At 48.5% G+C, this 24,546-nt stretch carries 23 protein-coding genes; 8 read left to right on the top strand and 15 right to left on the bottom strand.

Features of this window, described 5'->3' with window-relative positions; genetic code table 11:
* Window positions 1-55 precede the first annotated feature (55 nt).
* On the top strand, window positions 56-439 hold the full coding sequence (locus tag W04_RS04780) for a VOC family protein (protein ID WP_053910020.1): 384 nt from the start codon (window positions 56-58) through the stop codon (window positions 437-439).
* Window positions 440-466: 27 nt separating this feature from the next.
* Here W04_RS04780 and W04_RS04775 read toward each other — a convergent pair whose 3' ends face one another.
* The 8 genes from W04_RS04775 to W04_RS04740 form a co-directional block, all read right to left on the bottom strand.
* Window positions 467-694: a hypothetical protein gene (locus W04_RS04775; protein WP_022944274.1), complete on the bottom strand. Its 228-nt coding sequence runs from the start codon at window positions 692-694 to the stop codon at window positions 467-469.
* 29 nt (window positions 695-723) lie between these two features.
* Window positions 724-1,575 carry a pantoate--beta-alanine ligase gene (gene panC / locus W04_RS04770; protein WP_053910019.1) on the bottom strand — a complete coding sequence of 284 codons (852 nt, stop codon included), beginning with the start codon at window positions 1,573-1,575 and terminating at the stop codon, window positions 724-726.
* A 12-nt stretch (window positions 1,576-1,587) separates the two neighbouring features.
* Complete coding sequence (panB, locus tag W04_RS04765; protein ID WP_053910018.1) at window positions 1,588-2,382, bottom strand: 3-methyl-2-oxobutanoate hydroxymethyltransferase; 795 nt, start codon at window positions 2,380-2,382, stop codon at window positions 1,588-1,590.
* 12 nt (window positions 2,383-2,394) lie between these two features.
* Window positions 2,395-2,874, bottom strand: coding sequence for a 2-amino-4-hydroxy-6-hydroxymethyldihydropteridine diphosphokinase (folK, locus tag W04_RS04760; RefSeq protein WP_053910017.1), 480 nt, complete (start codon window positions 2,872-2,874; stop codon window positions 2,395-2,397).
* Window positions 2,874-4,304: a polynucleotide adenylyltransferase PcnB gene (gene pcnB, locus W04_RS04755; RefSeq protein WP_082342143.1), complete on the bottom strand. Its 1,431-nt coding sequence runs from the start codon at window positions 4,302-4,304 to the stop codon at window positions 2,874-2,876. Before pcnB ends, folK begins: the two co-directional genes overlap by 1 nt.
* Before the next feature lie 77 nt (window positions 4,305-4,381).
* A complete protein-coding gene (gene gluQRS / locus W04_RS04750) occupies window positions 4,382-5,326 on the bottom strand; it encodes a tRNA glutamyl-Q(34) synthetase GluQRS (RefSeq protein WP_053910016.1) in 945 nt (314 codons plus the stop codon).
* A gap of 6 nt (window positions 5,327-5,332) precedes the next feature.
* Entirely contained in the window at window positions 5,333-5,776 is a 444-nt protein-coding gene (dksA, locus tag W04_RS04745) for an RNA polymerase-binding protein DksA (protein ID WP_022944268.1), read from the bottom strand.
* 193 nt (window positions 5,777-5,969) lie between these two features.
* Window positions 5,970-6,977, bottom strand: a complete 1,008-nt coding sequence (locus W04_RS04740; protein WP_053910015.1) for an AraC family transcriptional regulator — start codon at window positions 6,975-6,977, stop codon at window positions 5,970-5,972.
* A 151-nt stretch (window positions 6,978-7,128) separates the two neighbouring features.
* On the opposite strand from W04_RS04740, the gene W04_RS04735 reads away from it, so the two are divergent.
* Complete coding sequence (locus W04_RS04735) at window positions 7,129-9,687, top strand: penicillin acylase family protein (protein WP_053910014.1); 2,559 nt, start codon at window positions 7,129-7,131, stop codon at window positions 9,685-9,687.
* Here the strand turns inward: W04_RS04735 and sfsA are convergent.
* A complete protein-coding gene (sfsA, locus tag W04_RS04730; RefSeq protein WP_053910013.1) occupies window positions 9,659-10,366 on the bottom strand; it encodes a DNA/RNA nuclease SfsA in 708 nt (235 codons plus the stop codon). The genes W04_RS04735 and sfsA overlap by 29 nt on opposite strands.
* 78 nt (window positions 10,367-10,444) lie before the next feature.
* On the opposite strand from sfsA, the gene pepB reads away from it, so the two are divergent.
* Window positions 10,445-11,740 (top strand): aminopeptidase PepB, encoded by a 1,296-nt coding sequence (gene pepB, locus W04_RS04725; RefSeq protein WP_045979682.1) that lies wholly within the window; start codon window positions 10,445-10,447, stop codon window positions 11,738-11,740.
* A 57-nt stretch (window positions 11,741-11,797) separates the two neighbouring features.
* Here pepB and W04_RS04720 read toward each other — a convergent pair whose 3' ends face one another.
* The 3 genes from W04_RS04720 to W04_RS04710 all read right to left on the bottom strand — a co-directional run bounded on the left by W04_RS04720 (window position 11,798) and on the right by W04_RS04710 (window position 14,019).
* On the bottom strand, window positions 11,798-12,031 hold the full coding sequence (locus tag W04_RS04720) for a hypothetical protein (protein WP_022944263.1): 234 nt from the start codon (window positions 12,029-12,031) through the stop codon (window positions 11,798-11,800).
* Between the two features lie 220 nt (window positions 12,032-12,251).
* Window positions 12,252-12,905 carry a response regulator transcription factor gene (locus tag W04_RS04715; RefSeq protein ID WP_053910012.1) on the bottom strand — a complete coding sequence of 218 codons (654 nt, stop codon included), beginning with the start codon at window positions 12,903-12,905 and terminating at the stop codon, window positions 12,252-12,254.
* Window positions 12,886-14,019, bottom strand: a complete 1,134-nt coding sequence (locus tag W04_RS04710; protein ID WP_053910011.1) for a sensor histidine kinase — start codon at window positions 14,017-14,019, stop codon at window positions 12,886-12,888. The genes W04_RS04715 and W04_RS04710 overlap by 20 nt, the downstream gene beginning before the upstream one ends.
* A gap of 151 nt (window positions 14,020-14,170) precedes the next feature.
* Here W04_RS04710 and W04_RS04705 point away from each other — a divergent pair, with 151 nt between their 5' ends.
* The 4 genes from W04_RS04705 to W04_RS04690 all read left to right on the top strand — a co-directional run bounded on the left by W04_RS04705 (window position 14,171) and on the right by W04_RS04690 (window position 18,382).
* Window positions 14,171-14,908 (top strand): hypothetical protein, encoded by a 738-nt coding sequence (locus W04_RS04705; RefSeq protein WP_053910010.1) that lies wholly within the window; start codon window positions 14,171-14,173, stop codon window positions 14,906-14,908.
* A 63-nt stretch (window positions 14,909-14,971) separates the two neighbouring features.
* Window positions 14,972-15,577, top strand: coding sequence for a fumarylacetoacetate hydrolase family protein (locus W04_RS04700; protein ID WP_053910008.1), 606 nt, complete (start codon window positions 14,972-14,974; stop codon window positions 15,575-15,577).
* 46 nt (window positions 15,578-15,623) lie between these two features.
* Complete coding sequence (locus tag W04_RS04695) at window positions 15,624-17,762, top strand: exonuclease domain-containing protein (protein ID WP_053910005.1); 2,139 nt, start codon at window positions 15,624-15,626, stop codon at window positions 17,760-17,762.
* A gap of 2 nt (window positions 17,763-17,764) precedes the next feature.
* Complete coding sequence (locus tag W04_RS04690) at window positions 17,765-18,382, top strand: LysE family translocator (RefSeq protein ID WP_053910004.1); 618 nt, start codon at window positions 17,765-17,767, stop codon at window positions 18,380-18,382.
* On the opposite strand, the gene W04_RS04685 is transcribed toward W04_RS04690, so the two are convergent.
* Window positions 18,339-19,241, bottom strand: a complete 903-nt coding sequence (locus tag W04_RS04685; RefSeq protein WP_053910001.1) for a hypothetical protein — start codon at window positions 19,239-19,241, stop codon at window positions 18,339-18,341. The genes W04_RS04690 and W04_RS04685 overlap by 44 nt on opposite strands.
* A 184-nt stretch (window positions 19,242-19,425) precedes the next feature.
* On the opposite strand from W04_RS04685, the gene W04_RS04680 reads away from it, so the two are divergent.
* The gene (locus tag W04_RS04680; protein ID WP_197275942.1) at window positions 19,426-22,515 is read left to right on the top strand and encodes an ATP-binding protein; all 3,090 of its coding nucleotides are present in this window, start codon (window positions 19,426-19,428) and stop codon (window positions 22,513-22,515) included.
* A gap of 22 nt (window positions 22,516-22,537) precedes the next feature.
* On the opposite strand, the gene W04_RS04675 is transcribed toward W04_RS04680, so the two are convergent.
* Together W04_RS04675 and W04_RS04670 are read right to left on the bottom strand one after the other, a co-directional pair.
* Entirely contained in the window at window positions 22,538-23,590 is a 1,053-nt protein-coding gene (locus W04_RS04675; protein WP_053909998.1) for an aldo/keto reductase, read from the bottom strand.
* A gap of 4 nt (window positions 23,591-23,594) precedes the next feature.
* Window positions 23,595-24,032: a thioesterase family protein gene (locus W04_RS04670; protein WP_022944255.1), complete on the bottom strand. Its 438-nt coding sequence runs from the start codon at window positions 24,030-24,032 to the stop codon at window positions 23,595-23,597.
* Window positions 24,033-24,546: the final 514 nt, after the last annotated feature.

The following is a 24,546-nucleotide window of genomic DNA, read 5'->3' as shown; positions in this document are numbered from 1 at the left end:
TTATACGCCCTTAGCGCTATTCTTAAGCTATTGTTCAGAAATAAAACGAGTGGCTATGAAGTGCGTAGGGACGACTATCTTCGTTGATAATGTCGAAGAAGTGCTGGATTTTTATTACCAAGCTTTTGGTTTATCGACACACTACATTGACGAGCAAGGCACTTACGGCCAACTAGCCTGCGGGGTCGCCAAAATCGCCTTTGCCAGCCATCCATTTGCGCAATCACGCTTTCGCCAAGAATATATCCGTACCCAGCCAAAGCAACCGGCACTGGGCTTTGAGTTGAGTTTATGCTGCGATAATGTTGCCCAGAGCTTTGCTAAAGCGGTGGCCGCTGGGGCTGAACCACTGTCGCCACCGGCAACTCATCAAGGGCTCACCTACGCCTATGTGCGCACCCTGGAGGGGACTTTAGTTGTGCTCAGCAATGAATCATAAAAAAGCCGCTCTAGGCGGCTTGTTTGGTTATTGAATTTCGCCGAGCTTTTCGGCTTGCTCTTTACAGCGGTTGTAGATTTCTTGGCACTGGGCCACGCACACGGTGTTGGTCATACTCTCTTCAACGGTGCTGTTGCTACAGTTGGTTTCACACTGAAAATTTTGCTGCGCACACTGGTTAAGCTCAGGGTTTTCCACACTATTCTGACAGCCACTTAGAGCGGCGACTAAAGCTAACGCGAAAATCGCTTTCATGGTATTCATCCCTTTTATTTTTCTGTTACTTAGCTGCAGTCTAGCGTTAAATTATCGATAAGTCTCACTTTATCCAAATAGGCGGCCACCAATAACACCAGCTCAGAGTCTTTGGCTGTCGCTGCTGTCAGTCGATTGCGCTCAGCCACATTAAAGTAATCGATACGCAGCCCTTGCTGTTCTATGCGGGCGATAGCTTGATGCTCCAAGTCGGCAAAGTCGTTATTACCGGCCTGTATTTGTTCTTTGACCCACTGCAAGGTCGTAAACAAGGTGCTCGCTTGCTGCTTTTGCGCTTCATTAAGATAGTTATTCCGAGAGCTTAGTGCTAAACCATTCACATCTCGTTGGGTTGGCACACCGATGACCTCTATAGGCATGGACAGGTCGCGCACCATGGTTTTTATAACTTGTAGCTGTTGAAAGTCCTTCTCGCCAAAACAGGCGAAGTCAGGCTGTACTAAATTGAAAAGCTTAGTGACCACAGTAGCAACACCGCGAAAGTGTCCTGGGCGGGCACCGCCGCAATAACCCAATGACACGCCAGGGACGTCAACATAGCTTTGACTTTCTAAGCCATTGGGGTAGATGGTTTGTACCGTGGGAGTAAATAAGTAATCGGCACCGCGCTCACTCAACCCCTGTTGATCAGCTTTTAAGGTACGCGGGTACGCATCTAAATCCTCATTGGCACCAAATTGCATAGGGTTAACAAAAATACTGACGACCACCTTATCTGCTAACGTTTTCGCTTTATCAACAAGTGAGTAGTGCCCCTCATGTAAGTTGCCCATAGTTGGAATAAAGGCGATGCTCAACCCCGCTTGGCGCCAAGACTTAATTTGGCTGCGTAGTGAGCGAATTTCGCTGGTAGTCTGCATAGCTATCTTCGTCTAATTGAATTCATGGTCAGGGCCAGGAAAGGCACCACTTTTTACATCTTCACAAAACTTCTGCACCGCCGCAGGCATGTTACCGGTTTCGGCAAGAAAGTTTTTCGAGAATTTGGGAATATACCCTGCGGAAATACCGACTAAATCATGCATAACCAGAATCTGTCCATCGGTCTGGTTGCCTGCGCCAATGCCTATAGTGGGAATATTCACCGCATCGGTGATGGCTTTGGCTAAGGCGCTAGGTATGCATTCAAGTACCAAAAGCTGCGCTCCAGCCTGCTCTAATGCTTGCGCATCGGCAATCATTTTCTGCGCTTGCGCTTGGTCACGGCCTTGAATTTTAAAGCCGCCAAACACATGGACCGATTGCGGCGTTAGCCCCAAATGTCCACAAACCGGTACGCCTTGCTGAGTGAGAGCTCGGATACTGTCATGCAACCACTCACCGCCTTCCACCTTAACCATGTTGGCACCGGCACGCATCAGCTTAGCTGCATTCTCGCAGCTTGCTGCAACAGTGTTGTAAGTCATAAATGGCATATCAGCGATGACAAACAAATCGCGGCTGCCAGCGCGAACGCAACGCGTGTGATATGCAATATCCTCTATGCTGACTGCGAGCGTATCATCACTGCCTTGCAGTACCATGCCGAGGGAGTCACCGACCAATACGGCATCAACGCCATTGTCGGCAAAAAGTTTGGCAAAACTGGCATCATAGGCTGTAAGCGAGGTTATTTTTTCACCTGCTTGTTTTTTCTTTGCCAGAGTAGAAACTGAGATCTTCGCCATATGCTGTCCTTATTAGAGTTGTTCTAAGCCATTGCGTGGGGTATTGGCCACGAGGCGTTGCAGCGAGCTGCCATCTGGTAGATGTAAATCAGGAGCTAGCTCATAAAGTGGGTAGAGCACAAATTCACGCTCTTTCATACCGTAATGTGGCACTGTGAGGCGGGCATCATCAATGCATTGCTCGCCAAATAAGAGGATATCGATATCTAAAGTACGTGGCCCCCAGCGCTCGGCCTTGCGCACTCGACCGAGTCGTTGTTCAATCGCTTGAGTGGCATCGAGAAGTTGGTGTGCGCCTAAGGTGCATTGCATTGCGAGCACCGCATTCACATAGTCGGGCTGATCTTGCGGTCCCATAGGTTTACTGGCGTACAGCGCCGAGCAGCGGTGTGCTGTGGTACCCGGCAGAGCCTTGAGTTCAGTAATGGCATGGTGTAATTGGGCGATAGGGTCGCCTTGGTTTGCACCTAATCCTAAGTACACCTGAGTCATTATTGTGACTCACCCTTAGGTTTGTTGCGGTTGCGTGAGCCGCCGCTACGACGACGCCGACGAGGGCGGTTATTGCCTCCTAGGGCTTTGACCATCATCTTTTGACCGTTCACATCGGCATTAAGGTAGGCGCTCCACCAATCAGCCAGCTCTTTTAGGTCCTCTTGACCGCTATCTACCAGTAACAACATAAAGTCGTAAGCGGCTTTAAAGCGTGGTTGCTGGCTCAGGCGATAGGCACGTTGGCCACCGCGTTTATCAAAACGGTGTTGAATGTGCCAAATGTCTCGTGCTCCTAGCGTGAAGCGCTTTGGCACTGCCACATGTTGGGCGTTTTCCGATAAAATTTGGTTCATGGCCGCAGCCAAGGCTTCAAAATGTGGCAATTGATCGCGTTGCATCAACAACTGACAACGCTCTAACAGCGGGAACCACAGCAGTGCGGCAAAAATAAACGCCGGGGTGACTTTTTTGTCGCCGTTAATCCGCACATCGGTATTGGCAAACATCTGCGCTATAAAATGCTCTTCTTGACCACCTGGGTTGGCATCAAGCAGCTTGTCCAATGCGGGAAATAAATACTTAAATAACCCATATTGGCGCAAAGCATGGAAATTAGCTTCGGCTTTGCCGCCCAAAAACAACTTCAAACACTCTTCAAACAAACGAGCCGGCGGGATATGCGCAAGTAAGTCAGCCAATTCAGTAATGGGTTTTGCTGTAGCGCTGCTAATGCTCATGTCTAACTTGGTGGCAAAGCGAATGGCACGCAACATCCGCACAGGGTCTTCGCGGTAGCGTGTCTCTGGATCGCCAATAAGCTCTATGCGGCGGCCTTTAATGGCTGCGATGCCATTAGCGTAATCATAAATGCAGAAATCTTTAATTGAGTAGTACAGCGCATTGATAGTGAAATCACGGCGCTCGGCATCTTCGTCGATAGTACCGTAGACGTTGTCGCGCAGCAGTTGACCATGCTCAGATGACTGACTGACGTTATTTTTTGAGTCTTGCGCCTCGTGGTGACCACGCATGGTCGCCACTTCAATGATCTCGCGGCCAAATACGATATGCGCGAGACGAAAGCGACGACCAATTAAACGACAGTTGCGAAACAGCTTCTTAACCTGCTCTGGCGTCGCATTGGTAACGACATCAAAGTCTTTTGGTTGCAGACCCAGTAGCAAATCGCGCACACAACCACCGACTAGGTAGGCTTCAAAACCACCGTCCTTGAGTCGGTATAATACTTTTAACGCGTTGGGGCTAAACTGGCTGCGCGAAATCCCGTGCTCGCTGCGGGGGATAATCACCGGCTCGTCGAGCGTCCCTACGGTTGCTGAGTGGGCGTCAATGTGCTCTTTTGCGGACAGTGCTTGTCGGCAAAAATGAAACAATTTGGAAATGATAATCGCTCTCCTAGGCTGCATTTATGGCGATTTTAGAAGTGGCTTATAATATACCAGCGCGGCGGAAAAATTAAGCGAGGGAGCAAAAAATCACGGCTTTATAGGGTGGTTAATTCGGTGTTGCCCGCTTCATTTTCACTTACTTGCACTTCTAGGGCCTGACGCAGCTGTATTTTAGGGTATTGGCTAACAGCCCAATCAACAATGGTTGCAGCGCGCTCATGGATCAGTTCAGGGTCAGGTTGAAAACCTAAAAAGCGTAATGCATCTAATAGAGCTGGTTGAGGGTGTGCGCGCTCGATAGCTGGCGCGTAATTTTGCTTCGACAGCTTAAAGCCTGGGCTGGCCACAGCTAACGGCAGATGCATATAGCTCGGTGGAGGGGCCCCTAATTCAGTAAATAAGCCGATTTGCCGTGCGCTGGGGATAAGTAAGTCGGCACCACGGACAACATCAGTAATGCCTTGGTCAATGTCATCGATGACCACGACCAGTTGGTATGCGAACAAGCCGTCCCGGCGCTTAATAATGTAGTCTTCGCGTGCTTGTTGCGCCAACACTTTTACCTCGCCTTGAAGGCGGTCTTGAAAACGCTCGACAATCTGGTTTTGAACTAATCTGAGGGCATATTCATCACCGCTGACCGTCAAGTTGCGGCAGCGATTGTCATAGACGCCGCCCATGGCTTTAATTTGTTTGCGGGTGCATTGACAGCGGTAAATTAAACCTCGGTCATAAAGTTCATCGGTGATTGCTTGATAGCGCTCTAAACGTTGGCTTTGGTAAACGACGTCACCATGCCAATGCAGTGCATAGGCTTCGAGGGTTTTTAGAATGTCGGTATCAGCGCCGGCTTTGACGCGTGGAGTGTCAATATCTTCAATGCGAACGAGCCAGCGGCCATGATGACAGCGGGCATCTAGGTAGCTACCAAGAGCAGCTACCAGAGAGCCGAAATGCAGGGGACCGGATGGGGAAGGGGCAAAACGGCCAACGTAATGGCGCGCGGCAGGTGTGCTCGTGCCCAAACCCGTAGTTGTCATGGTTGATTAACCGCGACCGGCTTGCTTCTCTTTAATCTCAGCGAGTGATTTACAGTCCACACACAAATCTGCAGTTGGTCGCGCTTCTAAGCGGCGAATACCGATTTCAATACCACAAGATTCGCAATAACCAAACTCGTCTTCATCGATAAGTGTGAGGGTTTTTTCAATCTTTTTAATTAGCTTACGTTCGCGGTCACGAGTGCGAAGTTCCAAAGAGAACTCTTCCTCTTGCGCGGCACGATCGACTGGGTCTGGAAAGTTAGCCGCTTCATCCGCCATATGGGTCTTGGTGCGGTCAACTTCATTTCTCAGTTCGTTACGCCATGATTCCAGAATTTTGCGAAAGTGAGCACGTTGCTGCTCATTCATATACTCTTCGCCTGGCTGTTCTTGATACGGTTCTAACCCCGCCTGAGCGATTAACCCTAGTTTACGCTGCTCTGGCATAACACTCTCCTAAATCCTTAATATACAGTCCCCGGAAATAACCGGCGGCTATAAATAGCAGAATACCACCCCCTTAGCAAACACTTTTTTCTTAACCCGATGGCGACTGAATCCATCATGACTGGTAAAAAGGAACGATAAAGTGTGGCGTTTATTCTTTTCTTAATTCAGCTTTATATGGTGTTCTTGATCACTATTTCAAGTTGTTTTTTGTAATAAGATAACGTTTTGGTGATTTGCCGTACCAGCGCTTGAAAGCTCGTTGCAACGCACTTTGCTCAGAAAAACCAAGTTTTGTTGCAATATCAATGGCTTTGTAGCCGGATTCAAAGAGCTGTAAAGCCAGACGCGCACGGGCTTCATCCAATAATTGCGAAAAGCTTGTTTGCTGCTGCGCCAGATGACGCTGCAGTGTACGTGTTGGCACAGCGCACAGTTGCGCCGCTTGCTCTACATTGAGCCGCTGTGGCAAATGCGCTACCAGTTGTTGTTTTACTTTTTCGCGTATATCAAAGCGCGCATCCAGTTGTTGTTGAGCCTGATGCAGTAACAGCTGCTCTAGGGTGGTATCGGGCTGCTTGAGAGGTTGGCTAAGCAACCCCCGTGCGATGGTCATGCTGTTAGTGCTGCTATTGAAATACACTGGACATTTAAACACGTTTTCGTAAATACGCTGTTCCTTGGTGTTATTAGGTGGCGAGCGCATTAGGTGTACGGCAATCGGCGTCAGCTGCTCTGCTTGCAAAACATACATGCGAGCAAAGCTTAGCCAGCTAGCAAAAAGCTCATCAATTACGTAGTAACAGTGCGACTGCGTGGGCCCTAAATCCAAAGTTAGCGTTTGCGCTCGCTGATGAAAGGTAAGGCTTTGGGTGTGGCGCACCAATGGATGAAATCGACGTCCGTAGTCAATGACCCGGTGTAAATCAGGGCTCACGGCAGCAAGGTGACCAAGCACGCCCCAGCGCTCAAGGTCCAATTGCACGCCAAAGTATAAGCCGATATGTGCGCAATTGAGTTGCTGATGCGCCCAAAGCATTAGGCGGTGGTAATGGCCAAGGTGAAAGCTTTCACTGGGCTGGTGTAGTGCCTGCTCATCGCAGCGCAGCTGGTGCAAGGCGTCGGCTCGTTTCAGCCCCTTTGTTTGTAAAAACAAAACCAAAGAGCGCAGTACTTGATGGCTGACAAAAGAGGGACTCATAGTGCTATTTGTTATTATTTTATTGTTCTTTATCCACGCTGCGCTAATTGGCGCGTAAAGTCAATTTTTGGCGTTATAGGTCAAGATTTACACCTGAGCTTAGGGCAAGGTGAAGCAGAGCAAGTAGAATAATAATAGAGAAGGACACCCTATGAAAACATCGTTTACGCCGCTGTGCCTTGCCGTCATCAGCGCACTAACCTTAAATGGTTGCGGCTCTGACTCCGATGACAAGACCTCGCCTGTGGTCGAAACCCCGGACCCAGTACAACCGGACCCTGAACCTAAACCTCTGGTGCTGTTTGATGACGATGGTACCTTAAACGCTGATATACGTTGGACCACTTACGGCGTCCCTCATATTAAAGCAGACAATGTTGAGAGCTTGGCATTTGGTAGTGGCTATGCCTATGCCAAAGACAACGCCTGTGTGTTGATGGACCAAATCGTCAAAGTACGAGGCCACCGTAGTCGTTACTTTGGCCCGGATGAAGTGCCTGGCAGTGGCGACTCCGCTCATTTGATTTCAGACTTTGGCTATAAGGCCTTGGGCGTTAATGACTATGCTGCAGAAAATTACGACCAGCTCGATGCGCAAAGTCGCGCCCATTATCAAGGCTTTGTTGCTGGGTTTAATAAGTATGTCAGTGACACCGGGGCTGCTAATCTGGCCCCCGAGTGCGCCTCACAACCTTGGGTGATCACGCTCACCCCTGAAGATATGCTGGCCTACTCTATGGCCACAGTGCAATTAGCCAGCTCTGCCAACTTTCTTGATTTAGCCTTTTATGCCAACCCTGGTGAGGGCGATGAATACCTACCTGTTATGGCCCAAAACGGGGCGGTGGCGCAGAGTTTTGCTGCCAATTTGAATGCCCGTACGAAAACCTTAAAGCTAGAAAAGAAGTATGAGCACTTGGGCTCGAACGGTTGGGGGTTAGGTAAAGATAAAATGGAAAATGGCATGGGTGGCTTGTTAGCGAACCCACATTTTCCGCATCGCGGTAACCTCAGGTTCTGGCAATCGCATTTGACCATTCCTGAATCACTCAATGTCATGGGCGGCAGCTTGCAGGGCATGCCGGGTGTGGTCAATATCGGCTTTAATGAGCATGTCGCTTGGACTCACACCTTCTCCAAGGCTCGGCATTTCATTATTTACCAGTTAGCGCTCAGTGACAATGACCGCCTAAGTTACACCTTAGATGGTGAGCCTATGGCCATTAATAGCAAAACCATCAATGTCGATGTTGCCATTGCACCAGGGCAGAGTATTACCTTGACGAAAGACTACTATTACTCACATCAAGGCTTGATGATCGAGACCCCAGCCGCGCAAGGGTTAGGATGGAGTGACAGTCATGCATTTACCATTAAAGATGCCAACGAATTTAATATGGATGTGGTGGGCTTTTGGTCGCGTATGAATGCCGCCAGTAGTTTGGACGATATGAAGGCAGCATTTGCCGAATTTGATGGCGTATCCTTCAACAATACCATGGCAGCGGACAAGCACGGCAATGCCTTTTTTATTGATGACTCCACCGTTCTAAAAGTAGGAGAAACCGCTAACCTGGCGCTGCGATTAGAGCCACAATTAGTGGCATTACGTGAGCAAACAGGGTTTGATTTAGTCCCTGGCGATACCTCATTATTTGCCGCTGATGGCGTGGTGCCTTATGCCGAGGCGCCGAAGTTAGAGCGCAGCGATTATGTGCAAAATTCCAATGACAGTTATTGGCTTACCAACCCCGAGCAACCGCTGTCAGGATTTGCCGCGCAATATGGAGACGTGCAATACCCGCAATCACTGCGCACGCGCATGGGACTCAAGCTACTGCGTGAAGGCGGTGGCGAAGACGGTAAGTTCTCATTAGCTGAGCTCGAACAAGCGTTAATTGGCAATGATATTTACCTTTATGACTTGGTCTTTCCGGAGCTTGTAAACCAATGTCAGGCTCAGGGCAGCGAGCCTATTAACCTTGATGGTCGGGCGGTTGACTTAAGTGATGCCTGCGCGCTGTTGGCTCAGTTTGACGGCAAGATGACCTTGCAGACCAAAGGCGCTGCGCTGATCCGTGAGTTTGCGCACTTATTTGACCCAGCAGTGCATTTGTTTGATAACTTCTCCAGCATCGATGCTGCAAATACTCCGAACACGTTGCGCCCCGATGGCTCAGCATTACAAGCCCTGGCACATGCGGTACTAAATGTGACCGACAATGGTTTTGCCCTGGATGCGACCTTGGGTGAGTTGCAGTTCGTTGAAAAAACACTGGCCGGGGGCATGGCCTCAGGAGAAAAACTCCCCTGGGCTGGCCCTATGCATGTCGAAGGCGGCTTTAATGTATTTCGCTTTGACCGCCGTGGGCTTTCCGATTCGACGGTGATCCCTTATGTTAGCTACCCCGCGCTCAATGATGCGCTTAGCGGCGCACCACTGGCTTCCAATCTCAGTGCATCTGGTTACCCCATCAACTATGGTTCAAGCTGGATGTTTGTGATGAACTTTACCGAGAACGGCCCGGTTGCCAAAGGGTTGCTGACCATGTCTCAGAGCGCACACTCAGACTCACCACACTTCGACGACCAAAGCCGTTATTACTCGCAACAAGCCGCTTTGCGCCCGCTGTATTTTTCTGAGGGCGACATTAGCAACAACTTGATTGCCGAGATGAGTATTAGTCTTGAAAAGCCAAGCGCTGAGTGAGGGTGACCTCCTCGGCACTGATACGGGCTTTATAGGCTAACACTTCAACGCCGGCTTGCTGCGCTTGGCGCAGGAGGTCGGCGTAAACCGGATCAATATGGGCGGCGGCGCTGACTTGGTTGATGCCGCTGTGCAGCACAGCGAACAGTAACACCGCCCGCTTTCCTTGTTGGCGCATGGCGGTTAACTCGCGCAGGTGTTTTTGCCCACGTAGCGTTTGCGCGTCGGGGAAGTAACCCTGTCCTGAGTGCTCAAGTAAGGTCACTGATTTTACTTCGATATAGCAATCTGCTTTGTCGGCATCGCGCAACAGTATGTCGATACGGCTATTTTCTGCACCGTATTTTACTTCACTGTGTAGTTGTTCATAGCCTTGCAGTTCCTCGATCACATCGTTGTTGATGGCCTCGATAGCGACTTTATTAGCCACGGCGGTATTAACACAAATTAAATCCCCTTGGGCGTTACTACTGAGCTCCAAACTATGCGGGTATTTGCGTTTGGCGTTGTCGCTGGTGGAGTAGTAGGCTTGCACGCCAGGCTCGGCACAGCCGGTCATTTTACCGGTGTTAGCACAGTGCACGGTGAACTCATTACCATCTTCGTCGCGCAAATCCACTAAGAAACGTTTATAGCGCTTTAGCAGGGTGGCGCTTTGTAACGGGGCAGGAAATAACATTAATCTCACTTCGCTTTAGAACTGCATAGCCCTAGTGTAAACTGAGAGTAATTGTAATCACAGTCCAAGAGGACCCACATGAGTCAACAATTTTTAGTACATCTAAGTGAACAAGCTGCGCCTAGTCATTGGGGCGAATCTGCATCAGTGTCTTTCAATGAACAAGGTGCCACGGTGCACTTAAGTGAAGATGAAACCCTTAAAAACGTACAAAAGGCGGGCCGCGCCATAGCTAATCAAGGCGTAAAAGCGGTGCAGTTAAGCGGCGATACTTGGTGCACTGAAAGTCAGTGGGCATTCTACCAAGGCTTTGTTAGCCCTAAGGTACTCGATGGGGTGAGCTTTGTTGATAACGACCAAAGCGACATTAAGGAGCTGCAAGCGCTTAAGCAAGCGGCGACTTGGATGCGCCAGATGATCAACGGCACGGCAGAAGAAATTTACCCAGAGAGCCTGGCGGAAAAGGCGGGTGAGTTTATTCAGTCGCTGGCGCCTGAGCATGTCAGCTATCAAATTATCAAAGGCGAAGCACTAAAAGAGCAGCAGTGGATTGGTATTTACGAAGTCGGTCGCGGTAGTGAGCGCCCACCGGTGCTACTAGAGCTTGATTTTAACCCCACCGGTGATGATGCCGCTGAAGTGGCTTCTGCACTTGTTGGTAAAGGGATCACCTTTGATTCTGGCGGTTACTCAATCAAGCCGAGCGAAGGGATGTTGGGCATGAAGTGCGATATGGGCGGTGCAGCAACTGTCACCGCTGGCTTGGCTCTGGCAATTAGTCGTGGTTTAGACAAGCGAGTAAAATTATACCTTTGTTGTGCCGAGAACCTGATTTCAGGGCACGCATATAAACTTGGTGACATTCTGACCTATAAAAACGGCACCACAGTGGAAATTGTGAATACCGACGCCGAAGGCCGCCTAGTGCTAGCTGATGGTTTGATGGCCGCCAGTGAGTCTGGGGCGAAAACCATTATTAATGCAGCCACCTTAACGGGCGCAGCGTTAGTGGCTGTGGGTCAGGAATATAACGCTCTGTTTGGCTTAGACAAAGACATGGTGCGCGATGTTGAAGGCTTCGCTAAAGAAGAATTTGAAGGTGCATGGCCGTTGCCATTAGAGAAGTTCCACCAGCACAACTGTCCATCACCTTATGCCGACACCGCTAATAGTCGTCCACAAAAAGGTGGTGGTTTTGGTGGCGCCTCAAACGCCGCCGGATTCTTGTCTCGCTTTGTTCGTGATGAAGGTCAAGGCTGGGTGCATATCGATTTAGCCGCAGCGTTCCAGACATCCGCTACGGGCATGTGGGCAGCTGGGGCAACGACACAAGGTATGCGCACGGTTGCGCGCACGCTACAAGAAAAGTCGTAACTTTAACAATTCGATAGAAAGCGGCCTAGTGCCGCTTTTTTTATGCCCAAAATTAACCTAAAGCTTGGAATCGTGGCCCTCATGGCGCATTAATAAAATGGTTAGATATATTTTGGTGGGAAGCGAGAGAATAAGCCCAATAGCAATACACATAGCGCCAAGCATATAGCTGTACATACCAAAATACTGGCGGAATCCATCAACGACAAGCAGGCTATGACCACTCAAAATGAGCAACAGTCCCAATACTATGATGCATTTTAATAGGGTGAGTTGGGTGGCTTTTTGCATGGGATAATCACTTTTAGTCACATTTTACGACTATTATTTAAGCAAATGTAAATTTTTATTGGATTGATCTACCTCATGCAAGGTATATTTCGTCCCAAAATAATAAATAATCATTAGACAGGTTCGCTGTGACACCGACAGTAAAAGCACAATCTCATGCAAGCGCGCGCTTACCTCATCTCAATACGTTTCCTAAGCTATTGATTGGCGGCCTGTTGTACTACGCTTTAGCGCAGTAAAGGCCTAATTCGATGGCTTTAATGGTGGCTTGGGTGCGATCGCGCACTTCAAGTTTAGTTAATATCGTCGATACCGCGTTGCGAATAGTGCCTGGTGCTTTGTGTAATTTAGCGGCGATTTCTTTATTGGCATAGCCTGCACAAATAAGCTGTAAAATTTGCTGTTCGCGCGCTGTTAAGCCCTGTAATTGCGGCGTTACTACACTGCGCTGCTTAGCCATCACCGCCTCTTTTAGTGCTTGTTGTAATACGCTACCGCCTTGAGAGAGAGCTATGATCCCCGCAACTAACTCTTCCAGTGATGCATCCTTAAGCATGAACCCTTTGGCGTTGTGCTCAATAGCCCGAAACAAAATGTCGCTGTCGTTGAAGGTGGTTAGGATAAGGCAGGGCGGCGCGTGGTACTTCGCAAGTGCCTGTAGCACGCCTATGCCGTCTAATCGTGGCATGCGTACATCCAGTAGAATTACATCCGCATCCACGTTTCCCTGTTGATAACACTCTAAAAAGGCTTGGCCGTCCACAGACTCACCACTGACCTGGATGCGCTTATCGAGCGCCAGCAAACTCGCCAACCCTGCACGAACTAAGTGTTGGTCGTCAACCAGGTGAACTTTAATGGCTGTCGTTTGCATAGGGAAACTCCGCATTTAACACCATGCCTTTGCTATTGGGGGTGAACGTAAACGTGCCGCCCAAGGTTTCAACGCGCTCCTTTAACCCTAACAGGCCATTGCCAGGCACTGGATTATGTATGTGACCACCATTGTCACTTATCGTCAACCGCAGTGGGTTATGGTTATATAAATGTATATGTAGCTCCGTAGCAAGCGAATGCTTTAAAGCATTGCTAATTCCCTCTTGAGCACAGCGCAGCACACATTGGGCATAATTAAGTTGTGCCAGCAGTGGGTGAGCTTGGTAGTGTACAACCACCGCAATGCGTGGTGTGTTTTCAGCTAACTGCATTAAGGTAGGCTGTAAATCAATCGGGCTGTGGTTGCGTTTGTCACTGACCACAGAGCGGACACTAGCAAGCGTTTGCCGAGCATGTTGATAACAGTGTTCAAGTTGTGGTTTAAGCGTATCCGGGGCGGTACGCCGAGCAATATCTAGCTGCATTATAAGGCTCGTTAATTGATGGCCTACATCATCATGCAGTTCACGCGCAAGGTGCAAGCGCTCTTCACTTGCTCCAGCTTGGATTAATAAGGCTTGAGTGGTTTGCAAGGAGGCATTACTGATTTGCAGTGCTTCTTTGGCTTGCTGTTCGGCCATTGTGCGTTGGCTCACCACTAACGCGAATAAGCAAAAGGCGCTGGTAGAAAGCGTATTCAAAACAGGCCATGGGTGATGCCAATAAAATCGCTGTAGGAGTAAAAAGAGTACCGCGTTAACAGCAATGCTGAGGTAACAGTAACGCAGCGGCAAGTAATAAACCAAAATGGCGCTAAACATCACCATGTAGATGAGAATCAGTGTTGCGCTAGTGAGCAGTTGCAGGCCGATAATGCCCGCGCCAATAACAACCAGTAGTACATAGCGTACCGGGTAGCCGTAACTTTGCTCTTGCTCGTTTATGACCAGTAGTAAGCAAAGCAACATGAGTGTGTGTATCACCACTTCTATGGTGGCTAATGCAGTAAACCCATGCTCAGTGTTGAACATGATGCGCGGTATCGCGATAACGGCCCAAGTTACGAGCACGACCACTAACCAAGATAACTGATAACGAAAGTTTTTTTTCATTTCTTAACTATATCCACAGCAGGCATCTAACACCAGCAGTGCAACGCATGTTGTGACAGATGTCATGCGCCAAAATGACGAATGTGACTTACCGTGTCAGCATGGCGTTTGTACTCTAACACTGTTAATTGGCAACACAGTGAGAAGAGTTATGTATTGGTTACATCAAGGGGCGCTTTATATACATATTGTATTAGGATGCATTGCTTTAGTGTTATTTTGGCTGCCAGTGTGCGCGGCCAAAGGCTCCCGGTTGCACAATCAAAGTGGTAAGGTCTATGCGTATGTGATGTACGCAATTGCAGGCAGTGGCCTCTTTTGCTGTGCATTAGTGCTATTAGATCCGTTGGGCGCGCGCAATATCGATACCTTGAGTACGGCAGAAGAGTTGCGCCGCTATCTACAGATTAACCATCGTATGGCATGGTTTTTAAGCATGTTATCAATGTTGGTGTGGGTGTCGGTTTATCATGGTCGGCGAGTGTTGGTGGCCAAGGAGCAGCGTTCCTTATTACGCACGCCAGCTCACCTTGGGCTTATTGCAGCACTGGCTCTATGTGCTTGTTATACCTTTTACCTAGGGTGGCAACAGCAACAAGTGTTATTGCTGGCGTTTTCGGTGTTAGCCATGGTTATCGCAGTCACTATGGCGCATTATATTTACCGACCCTCTGTGCGGCCTCGTAGCTGGGTTATTGAGCACCTAAGCGCCATGTTAGGCTCCGGTATTGGTGTGTATACCGCTTTTGGTGCCTTTGGCGGACGCCGTCTATTTAATGCGGTATTAGGAAGTGATGCCCAGTTAATTGGTTGGCTGCTACCCACTTTGGTAGGTAGCGCGGGCTTGATGTATGCCGCGCAGCACTATCGTCGACGCTATGGTGTCTAGCTTGGCGCTCTTTATAAAGGCAGTTACACTGAGCGGCAAATAAAGAAAAAAGAGATAACGCCCATGAGCTTACCGGGAAAAATTGTATGTATTGGCCGTAATTATGTTGAGCATATTCACGAGTTGGGCAATGCTATTCCAGAGCAGATGGTGGTATTTAACAAGCCTAGCAGTAGTCTTAGCCAGCATCTTTATGCTCAGCATCAAGGCGATAGGTTACATTACGAAGCTGAGATCTGCTTGCGTATGACCGAGCAAGGTCTCACTCAAGCAGCGGTAGGGCTTGATTTAACTAAGCGCATGCTGCAAAGCCAGCTCAAGCAAGCAGGACTGCCTTGGGAGCGTGCAAAAGCCTTTGACGGTGCCGTGGTGATGAGCGACTTCATTGATATTAGCGAAGCACAGATTTCGCAATTGGGTGTGCGTTTACTGATTGATGGCAAGCAATTACAACATGGTGAAGTAAAGCATATGATGTACCCGCCTCTTATGGCGGTGCAAGAGCTGGCCACATTTATGGCTTTGCAGCCGGGTGATTGGCTGATGACTGGCACCCCTAAAGGCGTTGGGGAAGTACACGCAGGGGCTGAGTTTACGGCGCAGCTGCTGCTCTCCCAAGAGGTGATAGTGAGCCAGAGCTGGCGCGCAAGAGATAACTTGACTGTATAAATAAACAGTATTAGGCTTGTGCCACCAAGTCGGAATTGACGAGTTTATGTACAACAAGTCTTTACCCCCAACCTATTATCATGATCACTTCTTGGAGTTGCTGCATTTTTTCCAGCACCAAGGCTGGCATTTATGCGGTGCCCATGAACAGCGCTTTATTGATGACTTTTTAGCCTTACCAAAAAATGCCCAGTGTGTGTTGGTGCGCGGCTTTAATCGCAAGTCTGATTTTCTTGAACAAAGCAGCTTGCATTATGACGAGATAGAGCAAGCGCCACTGGCGCTCGCCTTACTCAAGCGTCGAGGTTGGTTGCGTCATGTACACGAGGGGGAGTTTGAACAATGGTTGGCGGCATTAACCAAAGCTGAGCTAGTCGCACTTTGTCGTGAACTGGGGCTGCCCGGGGTGGCGTTGTCTAAGCGTAAAGAGCAATGGTTGGGCTATTGCCAAACCCACGTGAGCTTTGCCAAAGCTTGCCACAGCCATGTATTTCTCAGTTATGTAGTCCATGCCTATAACCCGGTTCTAGCTTATTTATGTTTTATCTTTTTTGGTCGCCTACAAGCTGGGCTGGGTCATTTTTCGTTGCGTGATTTAGGGATTATGCGCACCCAACAAGGCAAGGTCATCCCGCGCTTTGACACCTTAGAGGAGGCTAAAAGTGCGTTCACTTATGCGCAATTACGGGCCCAGGTTAGCGAGTTGAGCGAGCAGCAGCTGGTGCATCATGGCGAGCAAGTAACGCAGCTACCAAGCGCTATAGGTGCGCTGGCAGAGCGCTACTCGCATGAGTATCTCTATCGTTTAGGTAAAGCCTTACTCGCGGAACCGCTGCATCAAGATTTAGCATTATCAGTGCTAGCACACAGTGAGGATAATCGCGCCATTGAATTGCTGCTGCGTCAGCGCTTTAAAAAAGGGCACAGGCAATGGGTTGAGCAGCGTTTATGCGCATTGATTGACGATCCGCCTAGCGATGAGGTATTTGTATTCGCCGAGGATTTTTACGCTTTAAAATATCAAGGCAAACGCACCAGCGTACTGAGCGACCTGCTGGCAGAGAAAGAACCGCTGGCTATAGATGAGGCGTATCGCCATCAAGTCGAGCAGGGGGTGATAGATTTATATACCCAACGCGGCGAACAAGCGCTGCATAGCGAAAATCAGTTGTGGCAACACTTATTTGCGCTCTGTTTTTGGCACTTATTGTTTGATGGCGAGCAGGCTGGCAGGGGGAGTGAGTTTGATGTTTTTCCTGCAAGCTTACGTGACGGCCAGTTTTATCACTATTATCAGCAGCAAATACGTGAACTGTTCGCAGAGCATAGTAGTAAAGGGGCGTTAATCACTCACATCAGCGCGGCGGCCAGTCGCTACTACCATCAGCCTAACGCATTTATTCGTTGGCACGAAGAAGTATTAGCGCCATTGGTCGCTCTCATCAATCATGCCCCCCTAAGTGCGGTTTATACACAGCTGGAAACCATGGCGAAAGACTTCCGCAGCGCCAAGGACGGTTATCCAGATTTGATGGTGATCACATCTGGCAAAGTGCGTTTTGAAGAAATAAAAGCGCCGGGTGATAGCTTGCGCCGCAATCAGCTGGTGGCGTTAAAACAATTGCAGCGTGCCGGGTTTGATGTCAGTGTGCAAACCGTACGCTGGCAGGTGAACAGTGAACAGCCTTATGTGATTGTTGATATAGAAACCACCGGTGGGCGCCATCAAAGCCATCGGATCACCGAAGTCGCCGCTATCAAGGTAGTGGCTGGTAAGGAAGTTGCGCGTTGGCATTCGTTAGTTAACCCACAGCGTCACATACCGCGAGCAATTACCGAGCTTACCGGCATAGATAATGTGATGGTGGCCGATGCCCCTATATTCGCAGAGTTAGCAGACTCGCTGTGGCAATTTATGCAAGGCTGTATTTTTGTCGCCCATAACGTTAACTTTGATTATGGCTTTTTAAAAGCAGAATTCGCCCGTACTGAGCGCCACTTAAGTATGGCAAAGCTATGTACGGTGCGCTTGGGTCGCAGTTACTTGCCCGGACATGCATCATACTCTCTAGCACGTTTAAGTGCCGATTTAGATATTGTATTGTCGCGGCATCACCGCGCCATGAGTGACGCAGAAGCAACGGTGGCAATTTTTAATTTAATACAACAACAAAGGCAAGAATAACAATGGAATTATCAATGTGGTTAGCGCTGGTAGGAATATGCTTGATGGGGGCGATGTCTCCCGGGCCCAGCTTGGCTGTGGTGCTGAAGCATTGTCTAGCCAGTGGCCGCACGGCGGGTATTATCACCGCATTGAGCCATGGTTTTGGTGTGGGTGTGTATGCCTTAATAGCGGTGTTAGGGTTGGGCGCACTTATTCATCAGTGGCCAATGTTGTACACCGCGCTCATTTATGGAGGGGCGGCTTATCTCGTATACCTCGCTATTAACAGTTGGCGTAGTAGCGCAGGAAAGCTGACCATTGAGACAACCCAAGGGAGCTATAAAAAAGCCGCCACAGATGGCTTTGCTATCGCTTTTTTAAATCCTAAATTAGCTATTTTCTTTATCGCGTTATTTTCTCAATTTATCCCCGCAGATCAAGTCAATACCATGCAAGGCGCTGTTATGGTGGCAACGCCTACCGTCATTGATGCTAGTTGGTATGTGCTAGTGGCACTATTGTGCAGCCATGGTCGATTTTTACCTGTATTGGAGCGCAATCAAGTGTTGATCAATCGCTTACTCAGTGTTGCCTTTATGGGTCTTGCGTTGATGGTGGTTGCTCGTCAGTGGCTTTGAGCACGTGAGTTTTATAAACTGCATCAAAGTCAGTGAAATAGGGGGCTAACCAAAAACGCTGTGACAGCACGTAATTGGTATTTTCCAAAACGTCTTGTTTGAGCGCTTTGTTGATGGCTGAAATAGCTTGCTCAGCGAAGCTGTCTGCAGCGCTCGCGGAGCAGCCTACTGCACCTCTGACTAAGTCTTGGGTGAGGTTGGTTTCTAAGGCGCGGATATTGCCGTATTTCTTAGCAAAATAGCGAGCCATATACGGGTAATCAAGGGTGTAGTCGATGATGTCATGTTGTAGCATTTCGGCAATTGCACCGCTTTCGCCATCGGCGCGATAACTCAATACCGCAGGGCGGGAGTGAGCAGTTTGTTGTAGTAACGTTTGCAGCTCGCCACTAAAACGTCGCGCAGCCACTTGGCCGTAAGTAAAAGAGTCATCGGCAAACAAACTCGCCAAATTAATAGGCTTACCATGGGCTTGTGTGAGTTGATCGCGCTTATCTACCGTAGTGATAAGTGTAAAGGGAGGATACACCGCTGTGGGGATGCTTAGCTTTGCAGTATGTGTATCTTTATTTCGGTGGATCATACACGGGAAGCACACCTTTTCGCCTTCATTCATATAGCGGTGAATACGCTTTTGCGGCAATAGCAGCTTTTCATGTTCAATACCTGGCATCTTGGTGATGAGCTGGTTGAGCAACTCATCACATAGCCCTGCAAAGGGATACTCTGTAGTACGAGGTAAATGGAAGGGCGGAGTCTTGCTTTGCAGCCAAATGATTTTCTCTACCGTTTGCGCCTTAGTACTCCAAGCTGTACATAAAACCAAAGTGGCAACAAGTAGTTGTCGTGGCTTAAGCATAGTCTCTCCTTGTGCAGTAATGGTAATTACAGTGTGCTCTAGGTGAGTATAGAAATTCATATGAGTCTCGCCAGTTTCTCTAAGGGGGAGACAAAGCGCGAGATCCATGTTGTGAAGTGCGGGAACTCATCTAGACTGAAAAGACGGGTGTCCATGAGGCAGAATCACTAAAGGGACGATGACAGTGACATGGTTTGAGCGCTACGGGTTAATAGTTATGCTGGCCGTTCTCACTACCCTGTTTGCGGGGGTCGGTTATTACGCATACGTGTTGGTCCAAAGCAGCGAAGCAAGTAACGCCAAACAAACAATCAATAGCCAGCTAGCGATGCGAGTTGACGACGTACAGCAACATTTCGAATACGGGCGCAGCCAAGTTCGATTTCTTGCTAATACTCCTCCTAATCGTGGTATTATCCGCGCCCTTGATAACCAAGGCTTTGATGAACAAGATAAAACATCGCTAAGTCAATGGCGTGACCGCCTCGCGACTATATTTCGCTCCTACATTCAAGAGCACGGAGATGTGCTGCAAATTTGCTATATTTTGGCTGATAAAAATTATTCCGAATTGGTCAGGGTAGAGCTCGTCGACGACGAAATAGTACGTACACCACAGTCCCAACTGCAAGCTAAAGGGGGCAGAGACTATATATCCCATAGTATGCAGCTGCAAAGCCAGCAAACCTATGTCTCTGATATCAACCTGAATCACGAGTTTGGACGCGTGCAGGAACCTTACCAGCCGACTTATCGCATCACTCAACTGATTCATGACGAGCAGGGCCAACCCCGGGCCATATTAGTCGTCAACTATGACGCTAATGTATTGATTAATTCGATAGCACAGGGGCTCGCTCAAGGCTTAGAGTTAATTGGTATCGGCGCTCAACAGCAGTTCTTTGCTCATCCTGATACACGCTGGCTATTTGCCAATGAATTCAATGCTACCTTCGTGCCCGCGCAGCAGCAATTTGTTCGCACCAATAAACAAGAGTTAGGAATGCAGGTGTACTTAGATAAGCTCTCTGCTCAGCACGTTTATGCGCAACAGCAGCCGATAACTGTTGGCAGCCCTCAAACACCTATCGCCCTAAGCCTTGCACTTTATCTCAGTAAAGAAAGTCTCGCCATGGCGATAGATAGGCGTTGGCAGGTGTGGCTGGGGGTACTCATTATTCTCTATGTTATTTTGTTACTCAGTGCCCTAACGTACCACCATTTTGTTATTCGTCAGCTGACCTTGTCGCGCACGATTCGTGAATACCACACCATTTTTCAACGCACCGCAATGCCTGTGCTGCTGTTAAATAGTAAAGGGGCTGTGTGCAGTGCTAATCCGGCGGCTGAGCAGCTATTTAATTCTGTAAATGGTTCGGAAAATCAGCACTTTGCCACATTGTTGGGCTTCGAAGAGAGGCAATGCAAGCAAATTCAAGCCGCTATCGATAAGCGTGAACACCTTGATATGGAATTAGGTATCAGTAATGCTGATGGTGAAGAGCGGCAAGTCAATGTTAGCGTGTTACCTGTGTACGAGCAGAAGCTGCCAACCTCTTCTGCGGTGGCTGCATTGCTGCTTTATGATCATACTACTGAGTTTAATTTACGCCGACAATTGCAGAATATGAATGCCTCTCTCGAGACTAAGGTAGCCGAACGCACAGAGCAACTTGAAGCGACGCGCAAGGAAGCAGAGCAAGCCAACGAAGCTAAAAGTCTATTTGTAGCCAATATGAGTCACGAGCTGCGAACCCCCATGAATGGCGTATTTGGCATGCTCAACCTGATCAAAAAAGAGCCGTTAAGCGAGCAACAAAACCATTATCTGCAATTAGCACAGGCCAGTGCTACGAATCTAACTGGGCTGATTAACAGTGTACTTGATATCTCTAAAATCGAAGCAGGAAAGATGGAGCTGGAAGTACAAAGTGTCAATTTAGAGGTGGTGCTCAGTGAGTTATTACAATCCAATTCCATTCGCCCCAAAGAGAAGGGACTGTTGCTGTTATTAGATAGCAGTGGCTTGACTCAACCTACGTTTTTGGGAGACGTCACCCGTATTCGACAAATTTTTACCAACCTGCTCGGTAACGCCATTAAATTTACCGACAATGGCCATGTGTTAATCAAGGTGCAAAGTCGGCTACAAGAAGGTCAGTACCGTATTGATTTTGTTGTAGAAGATTCAGGTGTGGGTATCGAGCCGAGCAAGCTAAAAGATCTCTTTAACTCGTTTACACAGGCGGATAACAGCATTACCCGCAAATATGGCGGCACCGGACTAGGGTTAGCTATTACTAAACAACTTGTACAGCTGATGGGGGGCGAGATCCGTGTTGAGAGTGAGCTTGGCAAAGGATCGCGCTTTATCGGCCATATCATGTTACGTAGTGCTGAAAACCGTGCAGTAATGGCTGAGCCTTTGGCTGGGTCTTGCGCAGTTATCATCGATGAAGTAGCCATACGTAAACAGGTGATCACGAATCATTTGCGCCAGTGGGGCGCTGAAGTAATCGACGCCGACTGGCATGATGTTGACCAACTCGCAGCGTCTGGTGATTTCCATCAGTTGTTATTGTTTGTCGACGCTACGAAACAAGGCCGAGAGGTGCAAGCGCATTTACATACCTTATTGCATGCCCAGCACAGTGAAAAACTTAAAGTCATCGTCAATTGTAGTCAGTATCAAATGAATACGGCGTTTGCTGAGCAATATGACAATGTTGAGTGCCTCTTACCACCCATTTCTGCTGTGGTATTGGCCCATATTTTGTTTTCAGCCGAAGGGGCGGAGCAGCCACTGTGTGATAGCCCACCGGTCACCGCACTCGACTTTCATTCGGTTTCAGGTGCAAAAGTGTTAGTGGTAGACGATAACGCTATTAACCAAGTGGTTGTGACTGGTGTCTTTAAGGATTTACCCATTACCCTAGTCAGTTGTGGGGATGGCAAGCAAGCGTTGGATATTCTCAATGCTGACCCGCACTTTGACGTCATTTTAATGGATTGCCAAATGCCGGTGATGGATGGCTACAGTGCCAGTTTAGCGATTCGCCGAGGGGATGCGGGTGAGCATTACACCGGTATAGCGATTGTCGCGATGACTGCCAACGCCATGGCAGGGGATCGCGAACGCTGCTTGCAAGCGGGAATGAGTGATTACATCACCAAGCCCGTTGATGCCGACCAATTGTTAGAAAAAGTCTACTATTGGCTCAGCGTCGCTAATGTGAAAAAGCGCACGCAAATAGATGTGAAATCAGAAAAGTAGCCCGTTACAGGCTACTTCCACATTAAAAGGGAGCGGGATAGGCTTTTAATACTGAGTCGATTTGCGCCAGTGCTTCGTCCTCAAGCTGGATATCAAATGCAGCAATATTTTCCTCAAGTTGCGCCAGAGTAGTTGCACCAATGATTGTGGAGGTAACCCCTTGCACTTGGTTACACCACGCCAGGGCTAGTTGTGCCGCCGTCATATTGTGCTCTTTCGCGATAGCCTGATATTTAGCAACGGCTTCTTGCGCAAGGTGAGTATCGCGGAACAAGCCGTTGCGCTGGGCAATGGTCCAACGCGAGCCTTGTGGCCGGGCTCCCCCTAAGTATTTACCACTGAGCATACCGCCCGCTAAAGGTGACCAAGGCAAATAAGCGATGTCCTCATGGTGACACTGCTCAAGCAAATAAGGCCAATCTTTGGCATGCACTAAACTGAACTCATTTTGCATCGATACCATGGCCGGTAGCGAATACTGCTTCGCTAGATCAAGGTACTGATTTAAGCCCCAAGGCGTTTCATTTGAAAGCCCGCAGTGGCGAATCTTACCGGCACGAACACACGCATCTAAGCCCTCTAAAATAGCGTGCATTTGCGCCCGCTGCGCGCTTTTATCTATTTGCTGCAAATCCACCATACCTGGCCACTGTTTACCAAAATGTGGCGAGGTGCGGTTAGGCCAATGAATTTGATAAAGATCGATATGGTCGGTCTGTAAACGTTGCAACGAGCCATCAACGGCACTGATGACTGACTCTTTGGTGATATCACCACCGTCACGGACCCAAGCTAGGCCATTCCCAGCCACTTTGGTGGCAATAACCACATCCTTACGTTTGTCGATATGGCGGCTTAGCCAATCACCAATAATGGCTTCGGTTTTACCATAGGTTTCCGGCGCCGGGGGAACTGCATACATCTCTGCAGTATCAATAAAGTTAACGCCTTGAGCAAGCGCGTAGTTGAGTTGCTCATCGGCATCTTGCTGAGTGTTTTGTCTACCCCACGTCATACTCCCTAGGCACACCCGCGATACGTTTAAACCACTGTGACCAAGTTTTGTATAGTGCATTGAGTTATCCTTTTTCATTCGCATGCAGGAATGTACGTAAGGTATCACTCAATGGTGCTTTTTGCGATGTCTTGAAATCGAACATCACCACTCTAGCTTGACCCTCGGTAACAATGGCTTGCTGGGCACAAGAAAATACCGTGTAGTGAGTCATAAAACCTGCTTCGGCAATCTCGCTAACGCTGACTCCAATGAGTAAGGTGTCGGGGAAGGTAACCGGGCGCTTGTATTTACAATAGTTGTCAGCCAGTACGGGGCCTATCTTCTCTGCCTCGAGGCGATCAAACAGCCCTGCTTGCGCAAAGAAATCAATACGCGCTATTTCAAAGTACTTAAAATACATACTGTTATTGACGTGTTGTAGCGCATCCATATCACCCCAAGCCACTTTAATTTCACAGGCGTGCGGAAAGCGTTCTAAAAACTGTTGTTTATCTGGCATGAGTAAATCCTTAGAGTTTTTGCTCAGACTAGCACGACAGCTTGTGCAAACAAACAACAAGCGACAAGTGTTTTATTGGTAGTAGATAGAACAAAAATTGGAGTAGCTTAATAAGTACTTTTGCTACTAAAGGGTGAGAGGTTGGTCGCTATATATCGCAGGAGCGATTGACTTTAGTTAAGGTGAATAAACAAGGCAGCAGGCTACTTTGAGCAGCCTGCCAGAGGTTACTAATAACTCAGCGTGTTAGCGCATAGTATTTCCTTACTCTGTACATCTAAGTCTGGAAACACTCTGGAAATCCACACCCCACCTAGTCTAGAAGACTTTTCCAGAAAAAGTGAAAAATCGCAAAGAAATTTGGACTTTTTTGAGGTCTGGAAAACGGTTTTCCTGATTTGGTACTTTCCATTTATTAGAATTGCAGATTGATATGAGCTATGAACGAAAAATCATCCACTCAGAAAATTCTTGTTTACATTTGTAGGTTTTTCCCATAGCCATGAAATCAACC

The organism is Pseudoalteromonas sp. SW0106-04, assembly GCF_001293805.1.
Classification (GTDB): domain Bacteria; phylum Pseudomonadota; class Gammaproteobacteria; order Enterobacterales; family Alteromonadaceae; genus Pseudoalteromonas; species Pseudoalteromonas ruthenica.
This window is presented reverse-complemented; position numbering and strand designations above follow the sequence as displayed.

What these genes read in the sequence shown, in the direction of transcription:
- W04_RS04780 (WP_053910020.1), top strand. Translation starts at nt 56, where the DNA reads ATGAAGTGCGTAGGGACGACTATCTTCGTTGATAATGTCGAAGAAGTG.
- W04_RS04775 (WP_022944274.1), bottom strand. Translation starts at nt 694, where the DNA reads ATGAAAGCGATTTTCGCGTTAGCTTTAGTCGCCGCTCTAAGTGGCTGT.
- panC (WP_053910019.1), bottom strand. Translation starts at nt 1,575, where the DNA reads ATGCAGACTACCAGCGAAATTCGCTCACTACGCAGCCAAATTAAGTCT.
- panB (WP_053910018.1), bottom strand. Translation starts at nt 2,382, where the DNA reads ATGGCGAAGATCTCAGTTTCTACTCTGGCAAAGAAAAAACAAGCAGGT.
- folK (WP_053910017.1), bottom strand. Translation starts at nt 2,874, where the DNA reads ATGACTCAGGTGTACTTAGGATTAGGTGCAAACCAAGGCGACCCTATC.
- pcnB (WP_082342143.1), bottom strand. Translation starts at nt 4,304, where the DNA reads ATGCAGCCTAGGAGAGCGATTATCATTTCCAAATTGTTTCATTTTTGC.
- gluQRS (WP_053910016.1), bottom strand. Translation starts at nt 5,326, where the DNA reads ATGACAACTACGGGTTTGGGCACGAGCACACCTGCCGCGCGCCATTAC.
- dksA (WP_022944268.1), bottom strand. Translation starts at nt 5,776, where the DNA reads ATGCCAGAGCAGCGTAAACTAGGGTTAATCGCTCAGGCGGGGTTAGAA.
- W04_RS04740 (WP_053910015.1), bottom strand. Translation starts at nt 6,977, where the DNA reads ATGAGTCCCTCTTTTGTCAGCCATCAAGTACTGCGCTCTTTGGTTTTG.
- W04_RS04735 (WP_053910014.1), top strand. Translation starts at nt 7,129, where the DNA reads ATGAAAACATCGTTTACGCCGCTGTGCCTTGCCGTCATCAGCGCACTA.
- sfsA (WP_053910013.1), bottom strand. Translation starts at nt 10,366, where the DNA reads ATGTTATTTCCTGCCCCGTTACAAAGCGCCACCCTGCTAAAGCGCTAT.
- pepB (WP_045979682.1), top strand. Translation starts at nt 10,445, where the DNA reads ATGAGTCAACAATTTTTAGTACATCTAAGTGAACAAGCTGCGCCTAGT.
- W04_RS04720 (WP_022944263.1), bottom strand. Translation starts at nt 12,031, where the DNA reads ATGCAAAAAGCCACCCAACTCACCCTATTAAAATGCATCATAGTATTG.
- W04_RS04715 (WP_053910012.1), bottom strand. Translation starts at nt 12,905, where the DNA reads ATGCAAACGACAGCCATTAAAGTTCACCTGGTTGACGACCAACACTTA.
- W04_RS04710 (WP_053910011.1), bottom strand. Translation starts at nt 14,019, where the DNA reads ATGAAAAAAAACTTTCGTTATCAGTTATCTTGGTTAGTGGTCGTGCTC.
- W04_RS04705 (WP_053910010.1), top strand. Translation starts at nt 14,171, where the DNA reads ATGTATTGGTTACATCAAGGGGCGCTTTATATACATATTGTATTAGGA.
- W04_RS04700 (WP_053910008.1), top strand. Translation starts at nt 14,972, where the DNA reads ATGAGCTTACCGGGAAAAATTGTATGTATTGGCCGTAATTATGTTGAG.
- W04_RS04695 (WP_053910005.1), top strand. Translation starts at nt 15,624, where the DNA reads ATGTACAACAAGTCTTTACCCCCAACCTATTATCATGATCACTTCTTG.
- W04_RS04690 (WP_053910004.1), top strand. Translation starts at nt 17,765, where the DNA reads ATGGAATTATCAATGTGGTTAGCGCTGGTAGGAATATGCTTGATGGGG.
- W04_RS04685 (WP_053910001.1), bottom strand. Translation starts at nt 19,241, where the DNA reads ATGCTTAAGCCACGACAACTACTTGTTGCCACTTTGGTTTTATGTACA.
- W04_RS04675 (WP_053909998.1), bottom strand. Translation starts at nt 23,590, where the DNA reads ATGCACTATACAAAACTTGGTCACAGTGGTTTAAACGTATCGCGGGTG.
- W04_RS04670 (WP_022944255.1), bottom strand. Translation starts at nt 24,032, where the DNA reads ATGCCAGATAAACAACAGTTTTTAGAACGCTTTCCGCACGCCTGTGAA.